The organism is Promicromonospora sp. NPDC090134 (assembly GCF_044746965.1).
Taxonomy (GTDB): domain Bacteria; phylum Actinomycetota; class Actinomycetes; order Actinomycetales; family Cellulomonadaceae; genus Promicromonospora.
Genome location: NZ_JBIVCZ010000006.1, coordinates 294,211 through 311,293 on the forward strand (window position 1 = coordinate 294,211; position 17,083 = coordinate 311,293).

At 72.9% G+C, this 17,083-nt stretch carries 18 protein-coding genes; 7 read left to right on the forward strand and 11 right to left on the reverse strand.

What is annotated here, in order from left to right; translation table 11 throughout:
• Positions 1-116 precede the first annotated feature (116 nt).
• A complete protein-coding gene (locus tag ACIPN7_RS18175; protein WP_400545160.1) occupies positions 117-785 on the reverse strand; it encodes a hypothetical protein in 669 nt (222 codons plus the stop codon).
• Between the two features lie 313 nt (positions 786-1,098).
• Between ACIPN7_RS18175 and ACIPN7_RS18180 the strand changes: the two genes are divergently transcribed.
• The 3 genes from ACIPN7_RS18180 to ACIPN7_RS18190 are packed head-to-tail and all read left to right on the forward strand — an operon-like array spanning position 1,099 to position 2,865.
• Complete coding sequence (locus ACIPN7_RS18180; RefSeq protein WP_400545163.1) at positions 1,099-1,686, forward strand: DUF4291 domain-containing protein; 588 nt, start codon at positions 1,099-1,101, stop codon at positions 1,684-1,686.
• 42 nt (positions 1,687-1,728) lie between these two features.
• Positions 1,729-2,469 (forward strand): ASCH domain-containing protein, encoded by a 741-nt coding sequence (locus tag ACIPN7_RS18185; protein ID WP_400545166.1) that lies wholly within the window; start codon positions 1,729-1,731, stop codon positions 2,467-2,469.
• 54 nt (positions 2,470-2,523) lie between these two features.
• The gene (locus ACIPN7_RS18190; RefSeq protein ID WP_400545169.1) at positions 2,524-2,865 is read left to right on the forward strand and encodes a hypothetical protein; all 342 of its coding nucleotides are present in this window, start codon (positions 2,524-2,526) and stop codon (positions 2,863-2,865) included.
• Positions 2,866-2,883: 18 nt separating this feature from the next.
• Here the strand turns inward: ACIPN7_RS18190 and ACIPN7_RS18195 are convergent, their stop codons facing one another.
• The 7 genes from ACIPN7_RS18195 to ACIPN7_RS18225 form a co-directional block, all read right to left on the reverse strand.
• On the reverse strand, positions 2,884-3,504 hold the full coding sequence (locus ACIPN7_RS18195; RefSeq protein WP_400545172.1) for a TetR family transcriptional regulator: 621 nt from the start codon (positions 3,502-3,504) through the stop codon (positions 2,884-2,886).
• 121 nt (positions 3,505-3,625) lie between these two features.
• A complete protein-coding gene (gene argS, locus ACIPN7_RS18200; protein ID WP_400545175.1) occupies positions 3,626-5,374 on the reverse strand; it encodes an arginine--tRNA ligase in 1,749 nt (582 codons plus the stop codon).
• Between the two features lie 102 nt (positions 5,375-5,476).
• Entirely contained in the window at positions 5,477-6,088 is a 612-nt protein-coding gene (locus tag ACIPN7_RS18205; RefSeq protein ID WP_400545178.1) for an NAD-dependent epimerase/dehydratase family protein, read from the reverse strand.
• 91 nt (positions 6,089-6,179) lie between these two features.
• Complete coding sequence (locus ACIPN7_RS18210) at positions 6,180-7,073, reverse strand: hypothetical protein (RefSeq protein ID WP_400545181.1); 894 nt, start codon at positions 7,071-7,073, stop codon at positions 6,180-6,182.
• Positions 7,074-7,089: 16 nt separating this feature from the next.
• The gene (locus tag ACIPN7_RS18215; protein WP_400545184.1) at positions 7,090-7,359 is read right to left on the reverse strand and encodes a DUF1905 domain-containing protein; all 270 of its coding nucleotides are present in this window, start codon (positions 7,357-7,359) and stop codon (positions 7,090-7,092) included.
• Positions 7,360-7,429: 70 nt separating this feature from the next.
• A complete protein-coding gene (locus tag ACIPN7_RS18220; protein ID WP_400545187.1) occupies positions 7,430-8,068 on the reverse strand; it encodes a response regulator in 639 nt (212 codons plus the stop codon).
• On the reverse strand, positions 8,059-9,231 hold the full coding sequence (locus ACIPN7_RS18225) for a sensor histidine kinase (RefSeq protein WP_400545190.1): 1,173 nt from the start codon (positions 9,229-9,231) through the stop codon (positions 8,059-8,061). The genes ACIPN7_RS18220 and ACIPN7_RS18225 overlap by 10 nt, the downstream gene beginning before the upstream one ends.
• A gap of 127 nt (positions 9,232-9,358) precedes the next feature.
• Between ACIPN7_RS18225 and ACIPN7_RS18230 the strand changes: the two genes are divergently transcribed.
• Both ACIPN7_RS18230 and ACIPN7_RS18235 read left to right on the forward strand, forming a co-directional pair.
• Entirely contained in the window at positions 9,359-10,003 is a 645-nt protein-coding gene (locus tag ACIPN7_RS18230; RefSeq protein WP_400545193.1) for a DedA family protein, read from the forward strand.
• Between the two features lie 17 nt (positions 10,004-10,020).
• On the forward strand, positions 10,021-11,451 hold the full coding sequence (locus tag ACIPN7_RS18235) for a serine hydrolase domain-containing protein (RefSeq protein WP_400545196.1): 1,431 nt from the start codon (positions 10,021-10,023) through the stop codon (positions 11,449-11,451).
• Between the two features lie 21 nt (positions 11,452-11,472).
• Here the strand turns inward: ACIPN7_RS18235 and ACIPN7_RS18240 are convergent, their stop codons facing one another.
• Positions 11,473-12,540: an MBL fold metallo-hydrolase gene (locus tag ACIPN7_RS18240; RefSeq protein WP_400545199.1), complete on the reverse strand. Its 1,068-nt coding sequence runs from the start codon at positions 12,538-12,540 to the stop codon at positions 11,473-11,475.
• A gap of 86 nt (positions 12,541-12,626) precedes the next feature.
• Between ACIPN7_RS18240 and ACIPN7_RS18245 the strand changes: the two genes are divergently transcribed.
• A complete protein-coding gene (locus ACIPN7_RS18245) occupies positions 12,627-13,517 on the forward strand; it encodes a neutral zinc metallopeptidase (RefSeq protein WP_400545202.1) in 891 nt (296 codons plus the stop codon).
• Positions 13,518-13,682: 165 nt separating this feature from the next.
• The gene (locus tag ACIPN7_RS18250) at positions 13,683-14,966 is read left to right on the forward strand and encodes an aminoacyl--tRNA ligase-related protein (RefSeq protein WP_400545205.1); all 1,284 of its coding nucleotides are present in this window, start codon (positions 13,683-13,685) and stop codon (positions 14,964-14,966) included.
• Between the two features lie 143 nt (positions 14,967-15,109).
• Here ACIPN7_RS18250 and ACIPN7_RS18255 read toward each other — a convergent pair whose 3' ends face one another.
• Both ACIPN7_RS18255 and ACIPN7_RS18260 read right to left on the reverse strand, forming a co-directional pair.
• Complete coding sequence (locus ACIPN7_RS18255; RefSeq protein ID WP_400545207.1) at positions 15,110-15,766, reverse strand: hypothetical protein; 657 nt, start codon at positions 15,764-15,766, stop codon at positions 15,110-15,112.
• 54 nt (positions 15,767-15,820) lie between these two features.
• Positions 15,821-17,011, reverse strand: coding sequence for an MFS transporter (locus ACIPN7_RS18260; protein ID WP_400545210.1), 1,191 nt, complete (start codon positions 17,009-17,011; stop codon positions 15,821-15,823).
• Positions 17,012-17,083: the final 72 nt, after the last annotated feature.

Here is a 17,083-nt window from a genome sequence, read left to right on the forward strand (position 1 = left end):
GTTCAACTCTTCTGGACGATTGTTCAAAATGCGGTGATGCCCTTTCCCGGAACTCCGGAAAAGGGCCTCACCGTGCATCTCAGGTGTTTTTCACGACGCCGACGTCGGCGTCATGTTCATCCGACGGGGAGGGGAACGGGGAGAGGGACGGGCAGTCCGCCGCCGAGGGCGCCCAGCAGGGTGCTGAGCAGACCGCCGACCGCGTCCAGCAGGGAGCTCAGGAGGCCGCCGGTGGGCAGGGGTACCGGGAGCTCCGGAATCGGCAGGTCGTCGACCGGGAGGGCAGGCACGGGGAGGTCGTCGACCGGGAGGTCGGGGATCGGGGCGTCGACCGGAAGATCCGGGACCGGCGCGTCGACGGGCAGGTCGGGGACCGGTGCGTCGACCGGCAGGTCAGGCACCGGGGCGTCGACGGGAACGTCCGGGACGGGCGCGTCGACGGGAACGTCCGGGACGGGCGCGTCGACGGGAACGTCGGGGACCGGTGCGTCGACCGGCACGTCAGGGACCGGGGCGTCCACGGGAACGTCCGGGACGGGTGCGTCGACCGGCACGTCCGGCACGGGTGCGTCGACGGGAACGTCGGGCACCGGTGCGTCCACCGGTGCGTCGGCTGCTGGGGCGTCGACGGGAGCGTCGGCTGCCGGGGCGTCGACCGGGTCGGTCGCGCCGATGAGGTGGGCCGTGGGCAGGTAGGCCCCTGGCTGCACCATCGCGCTCGCACCTGTTGCTGCCGTGCAGACCAGGCCGGCCGAGATGGCCAGCACCGTTCCCGCACGACTCATGACACGGAATCCTCGGATCATTGTGTTTCCCCTCGAATCGCTCCGCCGGAACAATGGTGTTGCACATAAGCGTGGGTTCACCGCGAAATAGCGTCAGACGGGGTTTTCATCCTGTCAATCGGAACGTGACCTGGAGCACGTGGAATGAACCAAGACATTCCAGGACCGAACTCTGCGACAGGTCGTCATTAACAGCCGTAACCCAGACATCACAACGGTGATATCCGGTGGTTGCCTGGAAGCCGACTGGGTGGTTGCGGAACGGGACAATCACCTTGGTCGGACGACGTCCGGGTGCGTACCGTCGCCGCCGATGAGCACTCCGAAGCGACAGGTCCGCGCCGTCCACGACGCCGACACCCTCACCGTCTACCAGGCCTACCCGCCCGCGATCGCCGACGCCGCCCTGCGGGCCGGCCGGTTCGTGCCGCCGTTCAAGCGCGAGCGGATGACCTGGGTCAAGCCCTCGTTCTGCTGGATGATGTACCGCTGCGGCTGGGCGACCAAGCCCGGCCAGGAGCGGGTCCTCGCGGTGCGCCTGTCGCGCACCGGCTTCGAGCAGGCGCTCCGCATCGCCGCCCTGAGCCACTTCGACCGCTCGCTGCACGACGACGCCGCGGCCTGGGCCGCGCAGAAGGCGGCCAGCCCGGTGCGGGTGCAGTGGGACCCGGAGCGGACGCCGTCGGGCCGCGCGCTGGAGCACCGGTCCCTGCAGGTCGGGATCGGCGGCGCGGCGGTGGATACCTACGTGGACGAGTGGGTCGTCGGGCTGGACGACGTCACCGACCAGGTCGGGGCCTGGCGCGCCGAGCTGACCGCGGGCGGTTCGCCCGTGCTGCCGCAGGAGACGCCGTATGTTCTGCCGCCGGACGTCGCGGCACGGATCGGGGCCGACGGATAAAGCCCTCGGTGTGCGGGCATCGACCGTGCCAGGATCCCGTCCATGACGACGGCGACCACCCCCGTGCTGACCCCGGCCGAGCAGCGGCTGATCGACGCGGCCCTCGAGGTCGTCGCCCGGCTTCCCGAGGACGGGACCTACCTGAGCACCGTGGCGTCGGCCGTGATGGACGTTCACGGTGACATCCACACCGGTGCCAACGTCGGCCACTTCACGGGCGGGCCGTGCGCCGAGCTCGTGGCCCTGGGCACGGCGGCCGCCGCGGGTTCCGGCCCGATCGCGCTGATCGTCGCGGTCGGAGACGAGGGCCGCGGCGTCATGCCCCCGTGCGGACGGTGCCGACAGGTGCTGCTCGACCAGCAGCCCGACTGCCGTGTCATCGTGCCCGACGGCGACGGGCCGTACTCGGTCCCCGCCCGCGACCTGCTCCCGCACCCGTCCCCGCACCCGGACGCGGACCCGCCGCGCCTGCTGCGGTTCAGTGCGCGGCACTGGACGAGCGTGGTCGACGGCGGCAAGACCGCCACCACGCGGTTCGACGATCCGGCCGTGCCGGGGCCCGTCACGCTGCTGTTCGAGTTCGAGGACCGGTACCGGGCGTTGCCCGGCGTGGTCGACTCCGTGGAGCATGTTCGGTTCGCCGACATCACCGATGCCCAGGCGGCCCTGGAGGGCTGCACCGCCGACGAGCTGCGCACGGCGCTGCGGACGCACTACTACCCCGACGTCGCGGACGACGACGTGGTCGACTTCGTGCGGTTCCGCACCGTCGACCCGAGCTGACGCCACCGGATAACACCTCGATCAGCAGATGCCGGGCATGCCAGGATCCCGACCATGAGGACGGTGACCCTGTGGCGGCCGACCGGGCCGCGGGAGCTGGCCCTGGTCGAGGAGTCGGACTGGCGTGCCTGGCCGCCGCGGCTTCCTGACCAGCCGATCTTCTACCCGGTGCTGAACGAGGACTACGCCACACGCATCGCCCGCGACTGGAACGTGCAGGCGAGCGGGGCGGGGTACGTGACCCGGTTCGACGTCGCCCAGTTGTTCCTCGACCCGTACGAGGTCCAGCAGGTCGGTGGGCAGACGATCCTCGAGTACTGGATCCCCGCGGAGGACCTGGACGAGCTGAACGCGAACATCGTGGGCCGGATCGAGGTCGTGGCGGAGTTCCGCTGACGCCCGGTCGCGGCGCCGTCAGGCCTGCGGGCGGAGCGTCGCGAAGCTGCGTTCGAGCAGCTCGCTTGCCGTGGTGCCGTCGTCGGCGTTCGCCCAGGTTGTGAGGGCGACGTCGAGGCAGGCGAGGGCCGACTGGACGATGATCTCGGCACGGAACGCCGCGTCGTCGTCGGGCAGGCGGGCCGCGACGAGCGGCGTGAGCATGCGCGCCCACAGGAGGTGCTTCTCGAGGCTGCGGGCCCGCAGGGAGGCAGCGCTGACGAGGACGCGCATGGCGAGCTTGCCGCGGTCGTCGTCGCCGCCCTTCTGGGGCGACCGGGTGACGAAAGCCTCGAAGGAGATGCGGAGCGAGTCCCAGACGGGCTCGTCCTCGGGCCGGCCGGCAAAGGCCGCGCGGACGAACTTGCCGCCGTGCGCCGGGTCGCCGATGACGACGTCCTCCTTGGCCGGGAAGTAGCGGTGGAAGGTGCGTGCGGACATGCCGGCCGCCGCCGCGATCTGCTCCACGGTCACCTGGTCGAACCCGCGCTCGGCGAACAGGTCCAGCGCGATCTCGTTGATGCGCGCCCGCACGGCCTCGCGGCTGATCTCGCGCAGGCTCTGGCCGCTGCTCGGTCCGCTGCTCGTCGTGCTTGACATGGCTCCAGGGTAGCGTCGATGTCACATGTGTCAGGCTCTGACAGAAGTGACGTGTGTCGACACGCATTGTCGCGACCAAGGGTCGCGCGGGTGCCGGTCCCGTGGTGTGGGGCGGGCGCCGTCACATCCGGTCGGGCGCGGCGAGGCCCAGCAGGTCGAGCCCGGTCGCCAGGGTGCGGCCCGTCAGCTCGCACAGCGCCAGACGGTTGGCACGGACGCCGTCGTCGTCCGCCCGCAGGACCGGGCACTGGTCGTAGAACTCGGTGTACGCGCGGGCCAGGCCGAACAGGTAGCCGGCCAGGCGGTGCGGTTCGAGCGTGCCGGCGACGTCGTCGAGCGTCGCCGCCAGCTCGTCCAGCGTGAGGGCCAGCGCCCGTTCCGCGGGGTGCAGGGGGAGGGCGGGGTCGATCGGCCGGCCGAGCGGGACCCCGGCATCGGCCGCCTTGCGCAGGATCGAGCGGACACGTGCGTGCGCGTACTGGAGGTAGACGCCGGTGTTGCCGTTCAGCGCCACCATGCGGTCGACGTCGAAGACGTAGTCCTTGGTGCGCGTGTTCGACAGGTCGGCGTACTTCACCGCGCCGATGCCCGCCGCCTGCGCCACGCGCTCGAACTCCTCCGGCGTGAGCCCGTGGTCCTTCTCCGCAAGCTCCGCGCGGGCCCGCTCGACGGCCTGGTCCAGCAGGTCGTCGAGGCGGACCGTCCCGCCGTCGCGCGTCTTGAAGGGTTTGCCGTCGGCGCCCAGGACGGTGCCGAACGGGACGTGGGTCGCGGCGACGTCGTCGGGCAGCCAGCCGGCGCGGCGGGCGACGTCGAAGACCATCCGGAAGTGCAGGGCCTGCCGCGCGTCGACGACGTAGAGGATGCGGGTGGCCTGGTACTCCTCGACGCGCAGGCGCACCGTGGCGAGGTCGGTGGCGGCGTAGCCGAAGCCGCCGTCCTTCTTGCGCACGATGAGCGGGACCGGATCGCCGTCCGGCCCGACGACGCCGTCCGTGAACGCGCACAGGGCGCCGTCGGAGTCGACGGCGATGCCCCGGGCCACGAGGTCGTCGACGACGCCCGGCAGGTCGGCGTTGTAGCGGGACTCGCCGTCGGCGTCGGCCGGGGTGAGCAGGATGCCGAGGCGGGCGTAGACGGCCTGGAACGCTGCCTCGGACTCGGCGACGAGCTCGCGCCAGGTGGCCAGCGTGGCGGCGTCGCCGGACTGGAGCGCGACCACGCGGGCGCGGGCGCGGTCGGCGAAGGCCGGGTCCGCGTTGAACTCGGCGCGGGCCGCCCGGTAGAGCGCGTCCAGGGCGGACATGGAGGCCTCGCCCTGCCAGGTCTGCTCGGGGTGCTCGTCGATGTACTGGATGAGCATGCCGAACTGCGTGCCCCAGTCGCCGACGTGGTTCTGCCGGACGACGGTGGCGCCGAGGTGTGCCAGGACGCGCGCCAGGGTGTCGCCGATGATCGTGGAGCGCAGGTGGCCCACGTGCATCTCCTTGGCGACGTTGGGCGCGGAGTAGTCGATGACGGTGCGCTCGCCGACGCGGGTCGCGGCGATGCCCAGGTTCTCGGCGGCGAGGCGCGCGGCGACCTGCCGCCAGAGGGTGGCTGTCGGGACGGTGAGGTTGAGGAAGCCGGGGCCGGAGACCTCGGGGCTGATGCTGCTCGCGGCGAGGCGGCCGGCCGTGGCCGCGGCGAGGTCGCGTGGCGCGCGGCCGACGCGCTTGGCGACGGCCAGAGGGCCGTTCGCCTGGAAGTCGGCGCGGTCGGATCGTCGGACCACCGGGTCGGTGCCGGCCAGCTCGGCCGGGAGCACCTGGGTCAGGGCGGCCTGGACGGCCGCCTCCACCTGGTCCTTGATCGCGACGACGTGGGACACGCGGGGCCTCTCCTCGTGGATGGCTTGTACGGGGTGGGTCCTGCCCTGGGGTGGGCGGGGTCGGGTCAGTCTAGGGATCGCCGACGGCGTCGTCCCGATGTATTACGCGGCGGATGACGGGCACGCGACCAGGTGGACCGGGTCCGCCAGCACCACGACCCCCGGCTCCGCGCTCAGCAGCGGCACCGTCAGCCGCGCGGCGTCGTCCACGTGGATCCGCGGGTCCGCGGGCGGCTCCGTCTCGTAGTACGTGCCCGGGCCGTAGAGCTGCCCGTACCGGACCACGACCCCGCCCGCGTCCAGGACGGCGGCCTCGTGCCAGGCCACGGCGTCGCCCCGGCCGGGCGGCGTCCAGGCGATGGACTGCGCGAGCACGCGGGGCGTGCCCGCGGCCCGTGCTGCCGCGAGCAGGTTGGCCGTGCCTTCGGTGCGGATGCGGGAGTTCGCCGCGGCGCGGGCCGGGATCGCGGCGACGTCGTCGGGGAGGTCGGTGAGCTGGTGCATCAGCAGGTCGGGCCGGAACGCGACGACGGCGGCCGTGAGTGCTTCGACGTCGTAGACGTCCACGACGACCGGGCTGCCGCCGAGCCGTTCGACCGCGCCCGCGCGTTCGGGCGAGCGCGTGGTGCCTGCGACCTCATGGCCGGCCGCGACGAGCAGCGGCAGCAACCGGGACCCGATCACGCCGGTCGCGCCGGCGAGGAAGACGCGCACCGCAGCACCCTATGGACGGGTCAGGACGCGGCGCAAAGTCCTGGAGCGCAGATCGCGGCCGCACGGCCCGCCTTCACCGGCGGCTCGTGGGTCAGCAGATGGACCGGGGCTCGGCGACGACCTGGGCGTCGTCCGCGTACAGGATGCGGCCCGGATCGAAGGTCCGGATCTCGCGCCAGCCGACGCCGTACCGGTCGAGCAGGTCCAGATAGCCACGAGTGAGGTCGAGCAGCTCGAGTGCGTCCGCGCGGAAGAACGCGCGGGCACCGGGGTGCCGGTCACGGTCATACACGCTCGGGTCGACGGACGCCGGGTCCGTGTAGGCCGCGTTCATGAGGTCGTTGTGCGTGCGCCACCAGGCCTGGTCCGCCGCCGACAGTCGCCCGGAGTGTGCGAGGCCGTTCGCCAGTGCGAAGACGCCCGGGTAGGACATGCGGCGGTTCGGTTCGCTCGCCTGGAAGCGGACGTAGTCCACGAGCGGCTGTAGGTCGTCCAGCCTTCCGGTGATGTCGGCCCAGTCGTCATCGGGAGTCGCGGTGAGGTCCTGGTACCGGGAGCCCAGCACGAAGTCGTTGACGAACGTGGCGAGATCGTCGGTGAGCCGGCGGAACGCGGTCCCGTCACTCCAGTGGCCGCCGGGTTCGCCGTCGACCAGCCACACGGAGCTGTCGTCGTCGTTCACCACGAGCAGGTCGACGTCGTTCACGTCGCCGACCACGTGCCAGGTACCCGCCGGCGGGTCCTGTCCCAGGGCGAGCGCGGCGAACGGGTCGTAACCCGGCAGCCATGGCCCGTCGTTCAGCCGGACGACGCCGAGCACGAAGCCGTCGGCGACCTGGAGCACGTCGGCGTGGTCGGGGTGGACGTCGGCGGGCACGTCGTCAAGTGCCGGTCCCACCTGGTGGTTCATCGCCAGACTCTCGTCGGCGTCCAGCAGGAGGCGTACCTGGATCAGGCGGCGGGCGACGGCATCGGGCAAAGGCACGAGGCGAGGGTAGGCCCTAGGCGTCCAGGCGCTCCTGCAGGACGACGGTCACGTCATCGCCCTCCTCCTTGCCGATCGCCTTGCGCACGTCGGCTTTCACGGGCAGCTTGTGGGTGCCGTCGCCCAACGCCATGAACGAGCTCTGGAACGGGTGGCCGTCGATCGTGCCGCGGATCTTGACCAGGCCACGCGTGCCGAAGAAGTCGACGGATCCCGGCCACACGACGTAGGTCCAGCCGCCCTTGTCCGGGCTCTTCTGCAGGGTCGCGGAGAACTGCTGATGCATGCCCGTACCGTCCGTTCGCTTGCCGTCGATGGAACACCACCATGGCACGGCGCCGAGAGACCGCCAGCCGTCACGACTCCAGCCACCGCAAGATCGCCAGCACCCGCCGGTTGTACCCGTCCTCGGCCAGCAGCCCCAGCTTGTCGAAGATCGCGTTCGAGTGCTTTTCCACCGCCGACGTCGAGATGAACAGCGCCCGGGCGATCCCCGTGTTGGTGCGCCCCTCAGCCATCAGCGCCAGCACCTCCCGCTCCCGCTCGCTCAGGAATCCGAGCGGGTGCGACGTGTCCCGGAACAGCTGTCCCACCACCTCGGGGTCCAGCACCAGGCCTCCGGCCCGCACCCGGTCGAGGGCCTCCAAAAAGTCGTCCACGCCCATCACCCGGTCCTTGAGCAGGTAGCCGACGGCGCGCGCGTCCTCGCCCAGCAGCACCTGCGTGAACTGCCGCTCGACGTACTGCGAGAGCACGAGGATGCCGACCTCCGGCCAGCGCTCCCGGATCGTGGCCGCAGCTCGCACGCCCTCGTCGGTATGGGTCGGCGGCATCCGGACGTCCAGCACGACGACGTCGGGTCGCTCGGCCGCGAGCCGGTTCAGCAGGCCCTCGGCGGAGCCGTAGGCGGCGACGACGTCGTGACCCTCGTCCGCCAGGAGGCTGCGGATACCTTCCCGCAGCAGGGTGGAGTCCTCGGCCAGCATCACGCGCACGGCAGCGTCACCTCGATCCGTGTGGGGCCGCCGGCCGGGCTCTCGATGGTCAGGGCGCCACCCGCGGCGGCCGTGCGGCCGGCCAGGCCCGCGAGCCCGTGGCCGGGGCGGGGTGCGGCGCCGCCCGTGCCGTCGTCGCTGATCACCACTTGCACGAATGTCCCGTCCCGGGGCTGGTCCGCGAGACGCACCGCCACCCGGGCGCCCTCGGCCCCCGAATGCTTCGCTACGTTCGTCAGCGCCTCCGCCACCACGTAGTACACCGTCGTCTCCACCCCGGGCGGCAGCCGCACCGGGACCGCCCAGTCCAGCACCGTCGGCACCGCGGTGTGCGACACGAGCTGGCGCAGCACCGGCTCCAGCCCGTGCGTGCCCAGCGTGGTGGGTCGCACCCGCCACGCGACGTCGCGCAGGTCCGTCACGAGCTGCTCCGCTTCGCGCCCCGCCTGCTCCAGCAGCAGCGAGCCCGCCGAGCCGGGCCCGGCCAGCCGCCGTGCCCGGTTGACCAGCAGGCCGAGGGCGACGGCGCGCTGCTGCACCCCGTCGTGCAGGTCCCGCTCGATGCGGCCGCGTTCCGTGTCGAGCGCCGACAGCAGGTCCGCGCGACTGACCGTCAGCTCCTCGACCTGTGCCTCCAGGCGTTCGCTGCGGCTCGGCGACAACCACCGGGCGGCGGTCCACCGGTCCAGCAGACCCACCCCGAACAGTCCCATGAGGTCCAGGTAGAGCAGGATCGCGCCGATGGGCACCAGCACGACCACGTCCCACGTCGACAGACCGTCGCCCTGGACCGCCGCGTCCACGGTGAGGCGCACGTCGAACAGCCAGGACGCCAGGCTCACGACCACCCCGAACACGCCGTACGCCAGCAGCCCCAGCACGAGCAGACCGAGCGAGCTCATGCCGACCCGGAGCGCGAGGTACGCGGCGGCGCGCCGGGAGGTGAGCGGGGCGCCGTCGTCGGACCAGTCGAGAAACCGGACTGCGCGCCGGCGGTGCCACGTGACCGCGGCGCGCACCGGCCCGAGCGGCGCCGGGCCACCTGCCGTCAGGAGTGCCAGCACCGCGCAGAACACGTCGATCGGCCAGGTGACGGCGCCGAGGGCAGCACCCCACATCACCCGTGCGGGGGTGCTGTGCGGAGCGGCGGGGGCTGGATTCACCTCGCCAGGATAGGGACGACGACGGCTGGACGGACTGCGGAAAACCACACGTCACCTGCGGCATACCCCCACGCCGTGACGGACTACCACAGTCTGCCGACCCTCCGCGGCCGAATAGCGTAGGGGCATGACGACACAAAGCTTCGCCACGACCGTCGCCGACTGGGCCGTCGGGCTCATGGAGACCCTCGGCGCACCGGGCGCAGGCGTAGCGATCGCCCTCGAGAACCTGTTCCCGCCCCTTCCGAGCGAGGTGATCCTGCCGCTGGCAGGCTTTACAGCGGCGCAGGGCACCCTCGTGCTGTGGCAGGTGCTCGTCTGGACCACGGCCGGGTCCGTGATCGGCGCGCTCCTCCTGTACGGGCTCGGCGCCTGGCTCGGACGGGACCGGCTGCGCAACATCGTGGACCGGATGCCGCTGGTGAAGCTGGAGGACGTCGACAAGGCGGAGGCCTGGTTCAACCGGCACGGCGACTGGGCGGTGCTCATCGGCCGCGTCATCCCGATCGTGCGCAGCCTCATCTCCATCCCGGCCGGTGTGGAGCGCATGCCGCTGACGCGCTTCCTGCTGTTCACGACGCTCGGCTCGGGCGTGTGGAACACCCTGCTGGTCGGCGCCGGCTACCTGCTGGGCGACCAGTGGCACATCGTCGAGGAGAGCGTCGGCGTGTTCCAGAAGGTCGTCATCGTCGTGGCCGTCCTGCTGATCGTGTGGTGGCTGGTCAAGACGCTGCGCAACCCCGACCGGCCGCGCCATGCCCGTCAGCGCTGATCGGGCATGATGCAACCGTGACTGACGACCGCACCGCCCAGACCCTCCGCTCCATCGCCCCCTACCTCGCCGACTGGGCCTCGTTCCAGGCCGCGTACCACGGCATTCCCGGCCTGCAGCTCGCCGTCGGACGCCGCGGCGAGGTGTTCGTCGACCTCGCCTGGGGCAAGGCCGACGTCGAGACGGGGGAGGACCTCACCAGCGACCACCTGTTCCGTGTCGCGTCGCACTCCAAGACCTTCACCGGCGTCATGGTCATGCAGCTCGTGGAGCGCGGCGAGCTGCGGCTCGACGACCGGGTGGGCGACCTCGTGCCGGAGCTGGACGGCTCGCGTGCCGCCGGCGTCACCGTCCGGGAGCTGCTCGGCCACCAGGCCGGGATCATCCGCGACTCCTCCGACGGCGACTTCTGGCAGCACCACCGGCCCTTCCTCGACCGCGCCGAGGTGTTGGAGTGCGTACGCGCCGAGGGCGTCGTGTTCGAGCCGAACGAGCACTTCAAGTACACGAACATCGGGTACAGCCTGCTCGGGATCATCATCGAGCAGGTCACGGGCAAGACGTACGACGAGGTGGCGCGCGTCGCCGTCGTCGAGCCGCTGGGCCTGACGCGGACCGGCACCGAGCTGGACCCCGCCCGCGCCGCCGAGTACGCCGCCGGCCACACCGGGCGGATCGCCCACGGCGACGCGCGCCGGGTCATCCCGCACGTCGACACCCGAGCGATGGCCGCGGCGACCGGCTGGTACTCCACGGCGACGGAGATGGTCCGCTACGGCGCCGCGCACGTCCACGGCGACACGACCCTGATCAGCGACGCCAGCAAGCGCATCATGCAGCGTGACGAGTCCCGCGTCGCGGTGCGCGGCAAGGAGCTCGGCCGCTACGGAGTCGGCATCGAGGTCGGCAAGGTCGGGGACCGCGAGGTCGTCGGGCACTCCGGCGGCTACCCCGGGCACATCACCCGCACCTGGATCGACCCCGTGGACGGCATCGTGGTCTCCGCCCTGACCAACGCCGTCGACGGCGCCGCCGGGCAGATCGCCAACGGCGTCATCCAGCTGATCAACCTGGCGCTCGCGGCGGCGGACGAGGTGGCGGCCGCCGGGGTCCTCGCGGGTGCCTCCGGCAAGGGCAGCGACCCGGTGCCGGGCGTGCCGGCCGACGCGCCCGTCGGGCGGTTCGCCAACCTGTGGGGCGTGGCCGACGTCGTGGACCTCGGCGGGATCCTGCACGCGATCAACGCGCGCGCCGCCGAGCCTGCCGAGGTCGCGCAGCGGCTGGTCGTCTCCGACGGCCGGCTGGTGCAGGAGCCGGTCGCCGGGTTCGGCACGGTGGGCGAGCCGATCCAGACGGAGCGCGCCGCCGACGGCGAGATCGTCTCGGTGCGGATCGGCGCGATGACGTCCTGGCCGATCGAGCAGTACCGGAGCCGCACGGCCGGGTAGCGCAGGGCGACGGGACGGGGCCTACCGGTCGAGGTGGTGGCGCACCATGAGCTCCAGCACCCGCAGGAAGCGCTGCGCGCGGGGACGGCCGAGGACGAACGGATGGTGCGTCCCGGCCGTCCCGTCGCGCAGCGCCCGCAGGCGGGCCAGGCCGTGGTCGGTCTGGGCGTGGTTGTTCAGCTCGACGTCCACGCCGGAGCGGCGCGTCAGGGCGGCGTAGTCGATCACGGAACGCAGGTAGGCGCGCTTGCCCGACGCCGGTTCCGGCAGCCCGGTACCGCCCCAGAGCATCGCCGTGTGCCGTCGCCCGTGCCACCACACCGGGAACACCGGCGAGACGGTGCCGGGGGTGTGCCCGGGCGTGTGCGGAAGGCGCATGGTCGTGCCGCCCAGTGCGAGCCGTTGCCCGTCGGAGATCTCCAGGTCGCGTTCGGGCACGTCGGGTGAGTCGTCGGCCGCGGCGAGGTCCCAGTCGGCGGGGCTCATCAGCACCCGTGCGCCGTAGCGGTCGGCGAGGTACTGGGCCCCGCCGAAGTGGTCGGCGTGCCCGTGCGCCACCACCACGTACCGGATGCGCGCGGGGTCCACACCCAGCGCGCGCAGCTCGGGGACCAGGATGTCGGCAGCCTGGTCCCGGGACTCCAGCGCGTCGATCAGGATCACGCCGTCGGAGGTCTCCACGGCCGTCGCCGACACGAAGTCCGTGCCGACCACGGTGACGTTGTCGAAGATCCGCGTGGGCTCCGGGTCGGGGGCCGGCGGTGGCAGCCAGCCCGGCGTGAACGCCGTGATCAGGGCGAGCAGCACCGGGTCGTCGCCCGCGATCCGCGCGGCCTGCTCGGCGTGGTCGCCCGTCGCCTCCGGTCCGGCAGCAGCGTCGTCCGACGCGGACGGCGAGGCGGTGGACGCCGAAGCCCCGCCTGACGGGGCGGCGCCCGCCGAGCCGCCCGGTGCGGGACCCCCGGCGGACGCCGAGCCTCCGGCCGGTTGCGCCGGTTGCGCCGGTTCCGTCGCGCAGCCGACCAGCGGGACGAGTGCGGCGGCGAGGACAGCGCGACGGGACAGCTCGGCGTGACGCAGAAGATCCATCGCCCGATCGTACGAAGGACCTGGCCGGGTCGCCGGGCGGCCCGAGCCTCCGGGTGGTGGTGCCCGCGTCGCGGTAGCGTTGTCAGGTGACTTTCAGCGAGGGCGGGCAGTTCGAGGGCGGACGGGTCCGCAAGGGCGGCGGACGCCGGGGCGCCGTCGGCGCGGGAGTCGGCGGCGGTGCGGCGCTCGTCATCGCGCTGCTCTACATGGTGCTGACCGGCAACAGCCCGGCCGACATCCTCGGGACCACCACCACCGACGGCGGGGGTGGGGGCGAGCAGGGGTACATCGGCGCGTGCACCGCGGAGGAGGCGAACGTCGATCCCGAGTGCCGGCTCAACGCCGCCGTCGACTCGCTGGACGTCTACTGGGCCGAGACGCTCCCCGAGCAGGGCGGCGTCGAGTACGAGCTGCCCGAGGTCGTCAGCTTCACCGACGCGGTCGACACCGGCTGCGGTTCCGCGACGTCGGCCACCGGGCCGTTCTACTGCCCGGCCGACACCACCGTGTACGAGGACCTCTCGTTCTACGACCAGCTCTCCAGCCAGTTCGGTGCCGAGGGTGGGCCGCTGGCGGAGATGTACGTGACGGCGCACGAGTTCGGGCACCACATCGAGAACCAGCTCGGACTGTTCGGGCGGGCCGACCGGTCGGGCACCGGGCCCGAGTCGGACTCCGTGCGCATCGAGCTCATGGCGGACTGCCTCGCCGGGATGTGGGCCGGCAACGCCGCGACCACCGAGGACCCGGACACGGGCGTGCCGTTCCTCCAGCCCATCTCGCAGGCGGAGCTGGAGCAGGCGCTCTCCGCGGCCGCTGCCGTGGGTGACGACAACATCCAGCGCCGCTCCGGCGGCGGCGTCAACCCCGAGGCGTTCTCGCACGGCTCCAGCGAGCAGCGCGTGCGGTGGTTCTCGATCGGCTACGACGGCGGCACCATCCAGGACTGCAACGCCCTGGACGCCCGCACCCTCTGACGTTACGGTGGGCGGCATGCATCTCAGCGCACGCACGACGACGCCGGACCCCTCCGGCGCGCGCTGACCCTTGCACTCAGCACCCAGGCCCCGGAGCTCGCTCCGGGGCCTTTGCCGTGCACGACGGCGGTACCGGGGCGGCTCGTCCAGCGAAGGAGCACCGTCATGAACGTCCCCGCATCGAACCAGCAGCAGTCCCCGGCAGCGGATCAGGCCGCGACCCGCGGCTCCGGGCCCTCCGACGCGCCCGTCGTCGTCGACCACCGAGTCCTCGGCCGCGACATGCGGATCTTCGACACCAGCCCGCTGGTCGGGCCCGGCCTGCCGTTGTGGCTGCCCGCCGGCGCGGCGGTGCGGTACGAGCTGGAGCAGTACGCGCGTGAGGTCGCGCTGCGCACCGGCTGCGAGCCCGTGTACTCGCCGGTGCTCGGCAAGCGGTCGCTGTACGAGCGCTCGGGCCACTGGGCCAAGTTCGCCGACGACATGTTCCCGCCGATGTACCTCGGCGGGAACGGCGACGGTTCCGGCCCGGCTCCCGACCTCGACGGCAGCCCGGACGCCGACCCCCTCGTGCTGCGCCCCGCCAACTGCCCGCACCACGCGCAGATCTACGCGTCCGAACCGCGTTCGTACCGGGACCTGCCCGTGCGGTACGCGGAGCTCGCGTCGATGTTCCGGGCCGAGCGGTCCGGGGTGCTGTCGGGGCTGCGCCGGGTGCGGCAGATCAACCTGGACGATGCGCACGTCTTCTGCCGTCCCGACCAGGTCGGGGCCGAGGTGCGCACCGCGCTGACCGCCGTCCTGGAGGTGCTCGACACCCTGGGCATCGAGGTGGCGTACCTGCGCCTGTCCGGCCGGGACTCCTCCGACCGGTGGCTCGGCGCGCCCGAGCAGTGGGCCGCGGCCGAGGAGGAGCTGCGCGCGGTGCTCGACGACCTCGCGTCGCCCGCCAGTGTGCCATGGCACGCCGAGGCCGGCGAGGCGGCGTTCTACGGCCCCAAGATCGACGTCCAGGTGCTCGACGCGCGCGGCCACGAGGAGACCCTCGCGACCGTGCAGCTCGACTTCAACCAGCCCGAGCGGTTCGACCTGACCTACGTCGCGGCGTCCGGCGAGCGCGAGCGGGTCGTGATGATCCACCGCGGCACCGTCGGCGCCATGGAGCGGATGGTCGCGTTCCTCCTGGAGCGGCACGGCGGACGGCTCCCGTTCTGGCTCGCGCCGGTGCAGGTCTGCCTGCTGCCGCTGCCGGACGGCGCCTCCGACGGCGGCCCCGGCGCCGACCAGCTCGTCGACGAGCTCGCCGCCGACCTGAAGGCCCGCGGCCTGCGGGTCCGGGTGGAGCGGGAGGGGTCGCTGGGCAGCCGGATCCGCCGGGCCCGGCAGCGGCGGGACGCGCTGCTGGGCGTCCTGGGCGCCCGCGAGGTGGAGGCGGTGCGCTGGCGGTGACCGATCCGGCGTCGGGCGCCAGGGCCGCGGTGCCCTTCGCCGAGCTGGGCGACCGTCTCGCCGAGGCGGCGCGCCGGCGCGTGCCGCGGGTCGACCTCTGAGTGCCGCCGCGCCTGCGGGCCCGGCGGTAGGTCGCCGAACGGTCAGCGCACCCAGGTCCGCCGGTCGCGCGCTGCCAGGTGGACGACCTCCAGCTCGCGGTCGGTGAGCACCGGCCGGTGCTTCTCGAGCCAGGGCGCGAGCTCCCGGGCCGTCAGGATCTCGGCGCCCTCGCGGGAGCCCTCGACACGGGTCTCCTTGGTGCGGACGAAGACGATGACCGGCCGCACGGTGATCGGCACGCGCGTGGCCCGGCGCAGGATCTCCTGGGTGCGGCGCGCCTCGTTCCGGGCGGCCTCGGCGGTGACCTCGTGCGCGGGCCGGTAGATCGTGTGGATGGTGAAGACGCCGCCGGGCCCGATGACGAGCTGGTCGAGCTCCAGGGCGCCGCCGTCGGACTGGACGGACTGCAGCACCCGCCAGACCGGGCGCCGGGCCACGAGCTTCCAGAGCTCGTCCGCGGCACCGCGGGCCCCGGTGATCCGGTGCCGCATCTCGCGGTGGTACTCGTCGGGCCGGCCGGTCAGCCGGCCGCGCAGCACGGCCGCGGCGTGCTGACGGAAGTACGTGCGGCGCCGGGCGATCAGGTGCTTCGCCGGCCGGTTGGCCGTGAGGTCGTCACCGCCCGTCAGGCGGCCCGCGCGCAGGTGCGGCAGAGCGTCGGCGACGGTGACCGGAACGCTGGAGGTCTCAGGGCCCATGGGGCGGACGTTACGTCCGCGTCGCCGGGTGCGCGCGTCCTGGCGGTGAAGGGATCACTCGCGCGGGAACGCCTTGCGCGCCACCAGCACCACGACCAGCGCGGCCACCACGAGCACCGCACCGGTGTACGGGACGGCGGCGACGCCCGCGCCGTCGAGCACGAGGGCGCCGAGCGCCGCGCCGCCGCCGATGCCGATGTTCGCCGTCGCGTTCACCAGTGCACCGACGACGTCGGGAGAGGCGCCGTGCGTCCGGATCGCCGCCGTCTGGAACACGGCGGCGACGGCGCCGAAGCCGATGCTCCACACGGCCGCGGCGACGAGCGCGCCGACCGTCACCGGGAACACGATCCCGAGGGCGAGCACACCGCCCGCGACCACGGACAGGGTGATCACCGTGGTCTGCCGGGGCCGGACGTCGAGCCGTGCGGCGGCGAACGCGGCCCCGATGAGCCCGAGCGCTCCGATCAGCAGCAGCGCGGGGCCGAGCGCCGCGGTGGCGAGCCCGGCGGCCAGGAGCAGCACCGAGATGTAGGTGTAGACGGTGAAGTGGCCGAGGTACGCCAGCGCGTTGGCCGTGGTGACCTGAGCGAGGGCGGTGCGCCGCGCGCCGCGGGCTGCGTCGTCCGGGGGAGCGCCGCCACCCGGGACGGGCGGGAGCAGGAGGGCGGTGAGCACGCCCGCGACGGCGCATACCCCGGTGAGCACGAGGAACGCCGTGCGCCAGCCGACGGCGGTGCCCAGCGACGTCGACAGGGGGACACCGAGGATGAACCCCGCCGACGCGCCCAGCGTGACGAGCGCCAGGGCCCGTCCCGCGAGGTGCGGCCGCACCAGGCGCGAGGCGTACCCGATGCTCACCGAGAAGAAGACGGCGTGCGCCGCCCCGCCCAGGGCCCGGGCCGCGGCGACGACGGCGAAGGTGGGGGCGAGCGCGACGATCACGTTGCTCACCGTGTAGACGGCGAGCGTGCCGAGCAGCACGGTCTTGCGCGGCAGCCGGCGCGTCGCCGACGTCAGCGGCAGGGCGAGCGCCGCGACCATGAACGCGTACGCGGTGACCAGGAGGCCCGCCACCGACTCGGACACGGCGAGGTCGTCGCTGATCAGGGGGAGCAGGCCCACCGGGACCAGCTCGGTGGTGATGGCGACGAACGTGGCGAGGGCCAGGGCGAACAGGCCGCCGGCCGCGTCACGCACGTCGCCGGGCTGCCAGGCGATGACCTCACCACGTGAACTGGGCATGGGCTCCATGGTGACATTCGTCGCGACCTGCTCGTTGCCGGACCGACACCCCCTAGACTGGACCGGCCCCCG

Excerpts from the sequence above, each read along its gene's own strand:
- ACIPN7_RS18175 (WP_400545160.1), bottom strand. The coding sequence starts at position 785 with ATGAGTCGTGCGGGAACGGTGCTGGCCATCTCGGCCGGCCTGGTCTGC.
- ACIPN7_RS18180 (WP_400545163.1), top strand. The coding sequence starts at position 1,099 with ATGAGCACTCCGAAGCGACAGGTCCGCGCCGTCCACGACGCCGACACC.
- ACIPN7_RS18185 (WP_400545166.1), top strand. The coding sequence starts at position 1,729 with ATGACGACGGCGACCACCCCCGTGCTGACCCCGGCCGAGCAGCGGCTG.
- ACIPN7_RS18190 (WP_400545169.1), top strand. The coding sequence starts at position 2,524 with ATGAGGACGGTGACCCTGTGGCGGCCGACCGGGCCGCGGGAGCTGGCC.
- ACIPN7_RS18195 (WP_400545172.1), bottom strand. The coding sequence starts at position 3,504 with ATGTCAAGCACGACGAGCAGCGGACCGAGCAGCGGCCAGAGCCTGCGC.
- ACIPN7_RS18215 (WP_400545184.1), bottom strand. The coding sequence starts at position 7,359 with ATGCATCAGCAGTTCTCCGCGACCCTGCAGAAGAGCCCGGACAAGGGC.
- ACIPN7_RS18230 (WP_400545193.1), top strand. The coding sequence starts at position 9,359 with ATGACGACACAAAGCTTCGCCACGACCGTCGCCGACTGGGCCGTCGGG.
- ACIPN7_RS18240 (WP_400545199.1), bottom strand. The coding sequence starts at position 12,540 with ATGGATCTTCTGCGTCACGCCGAGCTGTCCCGTCGCGCTGTCCTCGCC.
- ACIPN7_RS18250 (WP_400545205.1), top strand. The coding sequence starts at position 13,683 with ATGAACGTCCCCGCATCGAACCAGCAGCAGTCCCCGGCAGCGGATCAG.
- ACIPN7_RS18255 (WP_400545207.1), bottom strand. The coding sequence starts at position 15,766 with ATGGGCCCTGAGACCTCCAGCGTTCCGGTCACCGTCGCCGACGCTCTG.
- ACIPN7_RS18260 (WP_400545210.1), bottom strand. The coding sequence starts at position 17,011 with ATGCCCAGTTCACGTGGTGAGGTCATCGCCTGGCAGCCCGGCGACGTG.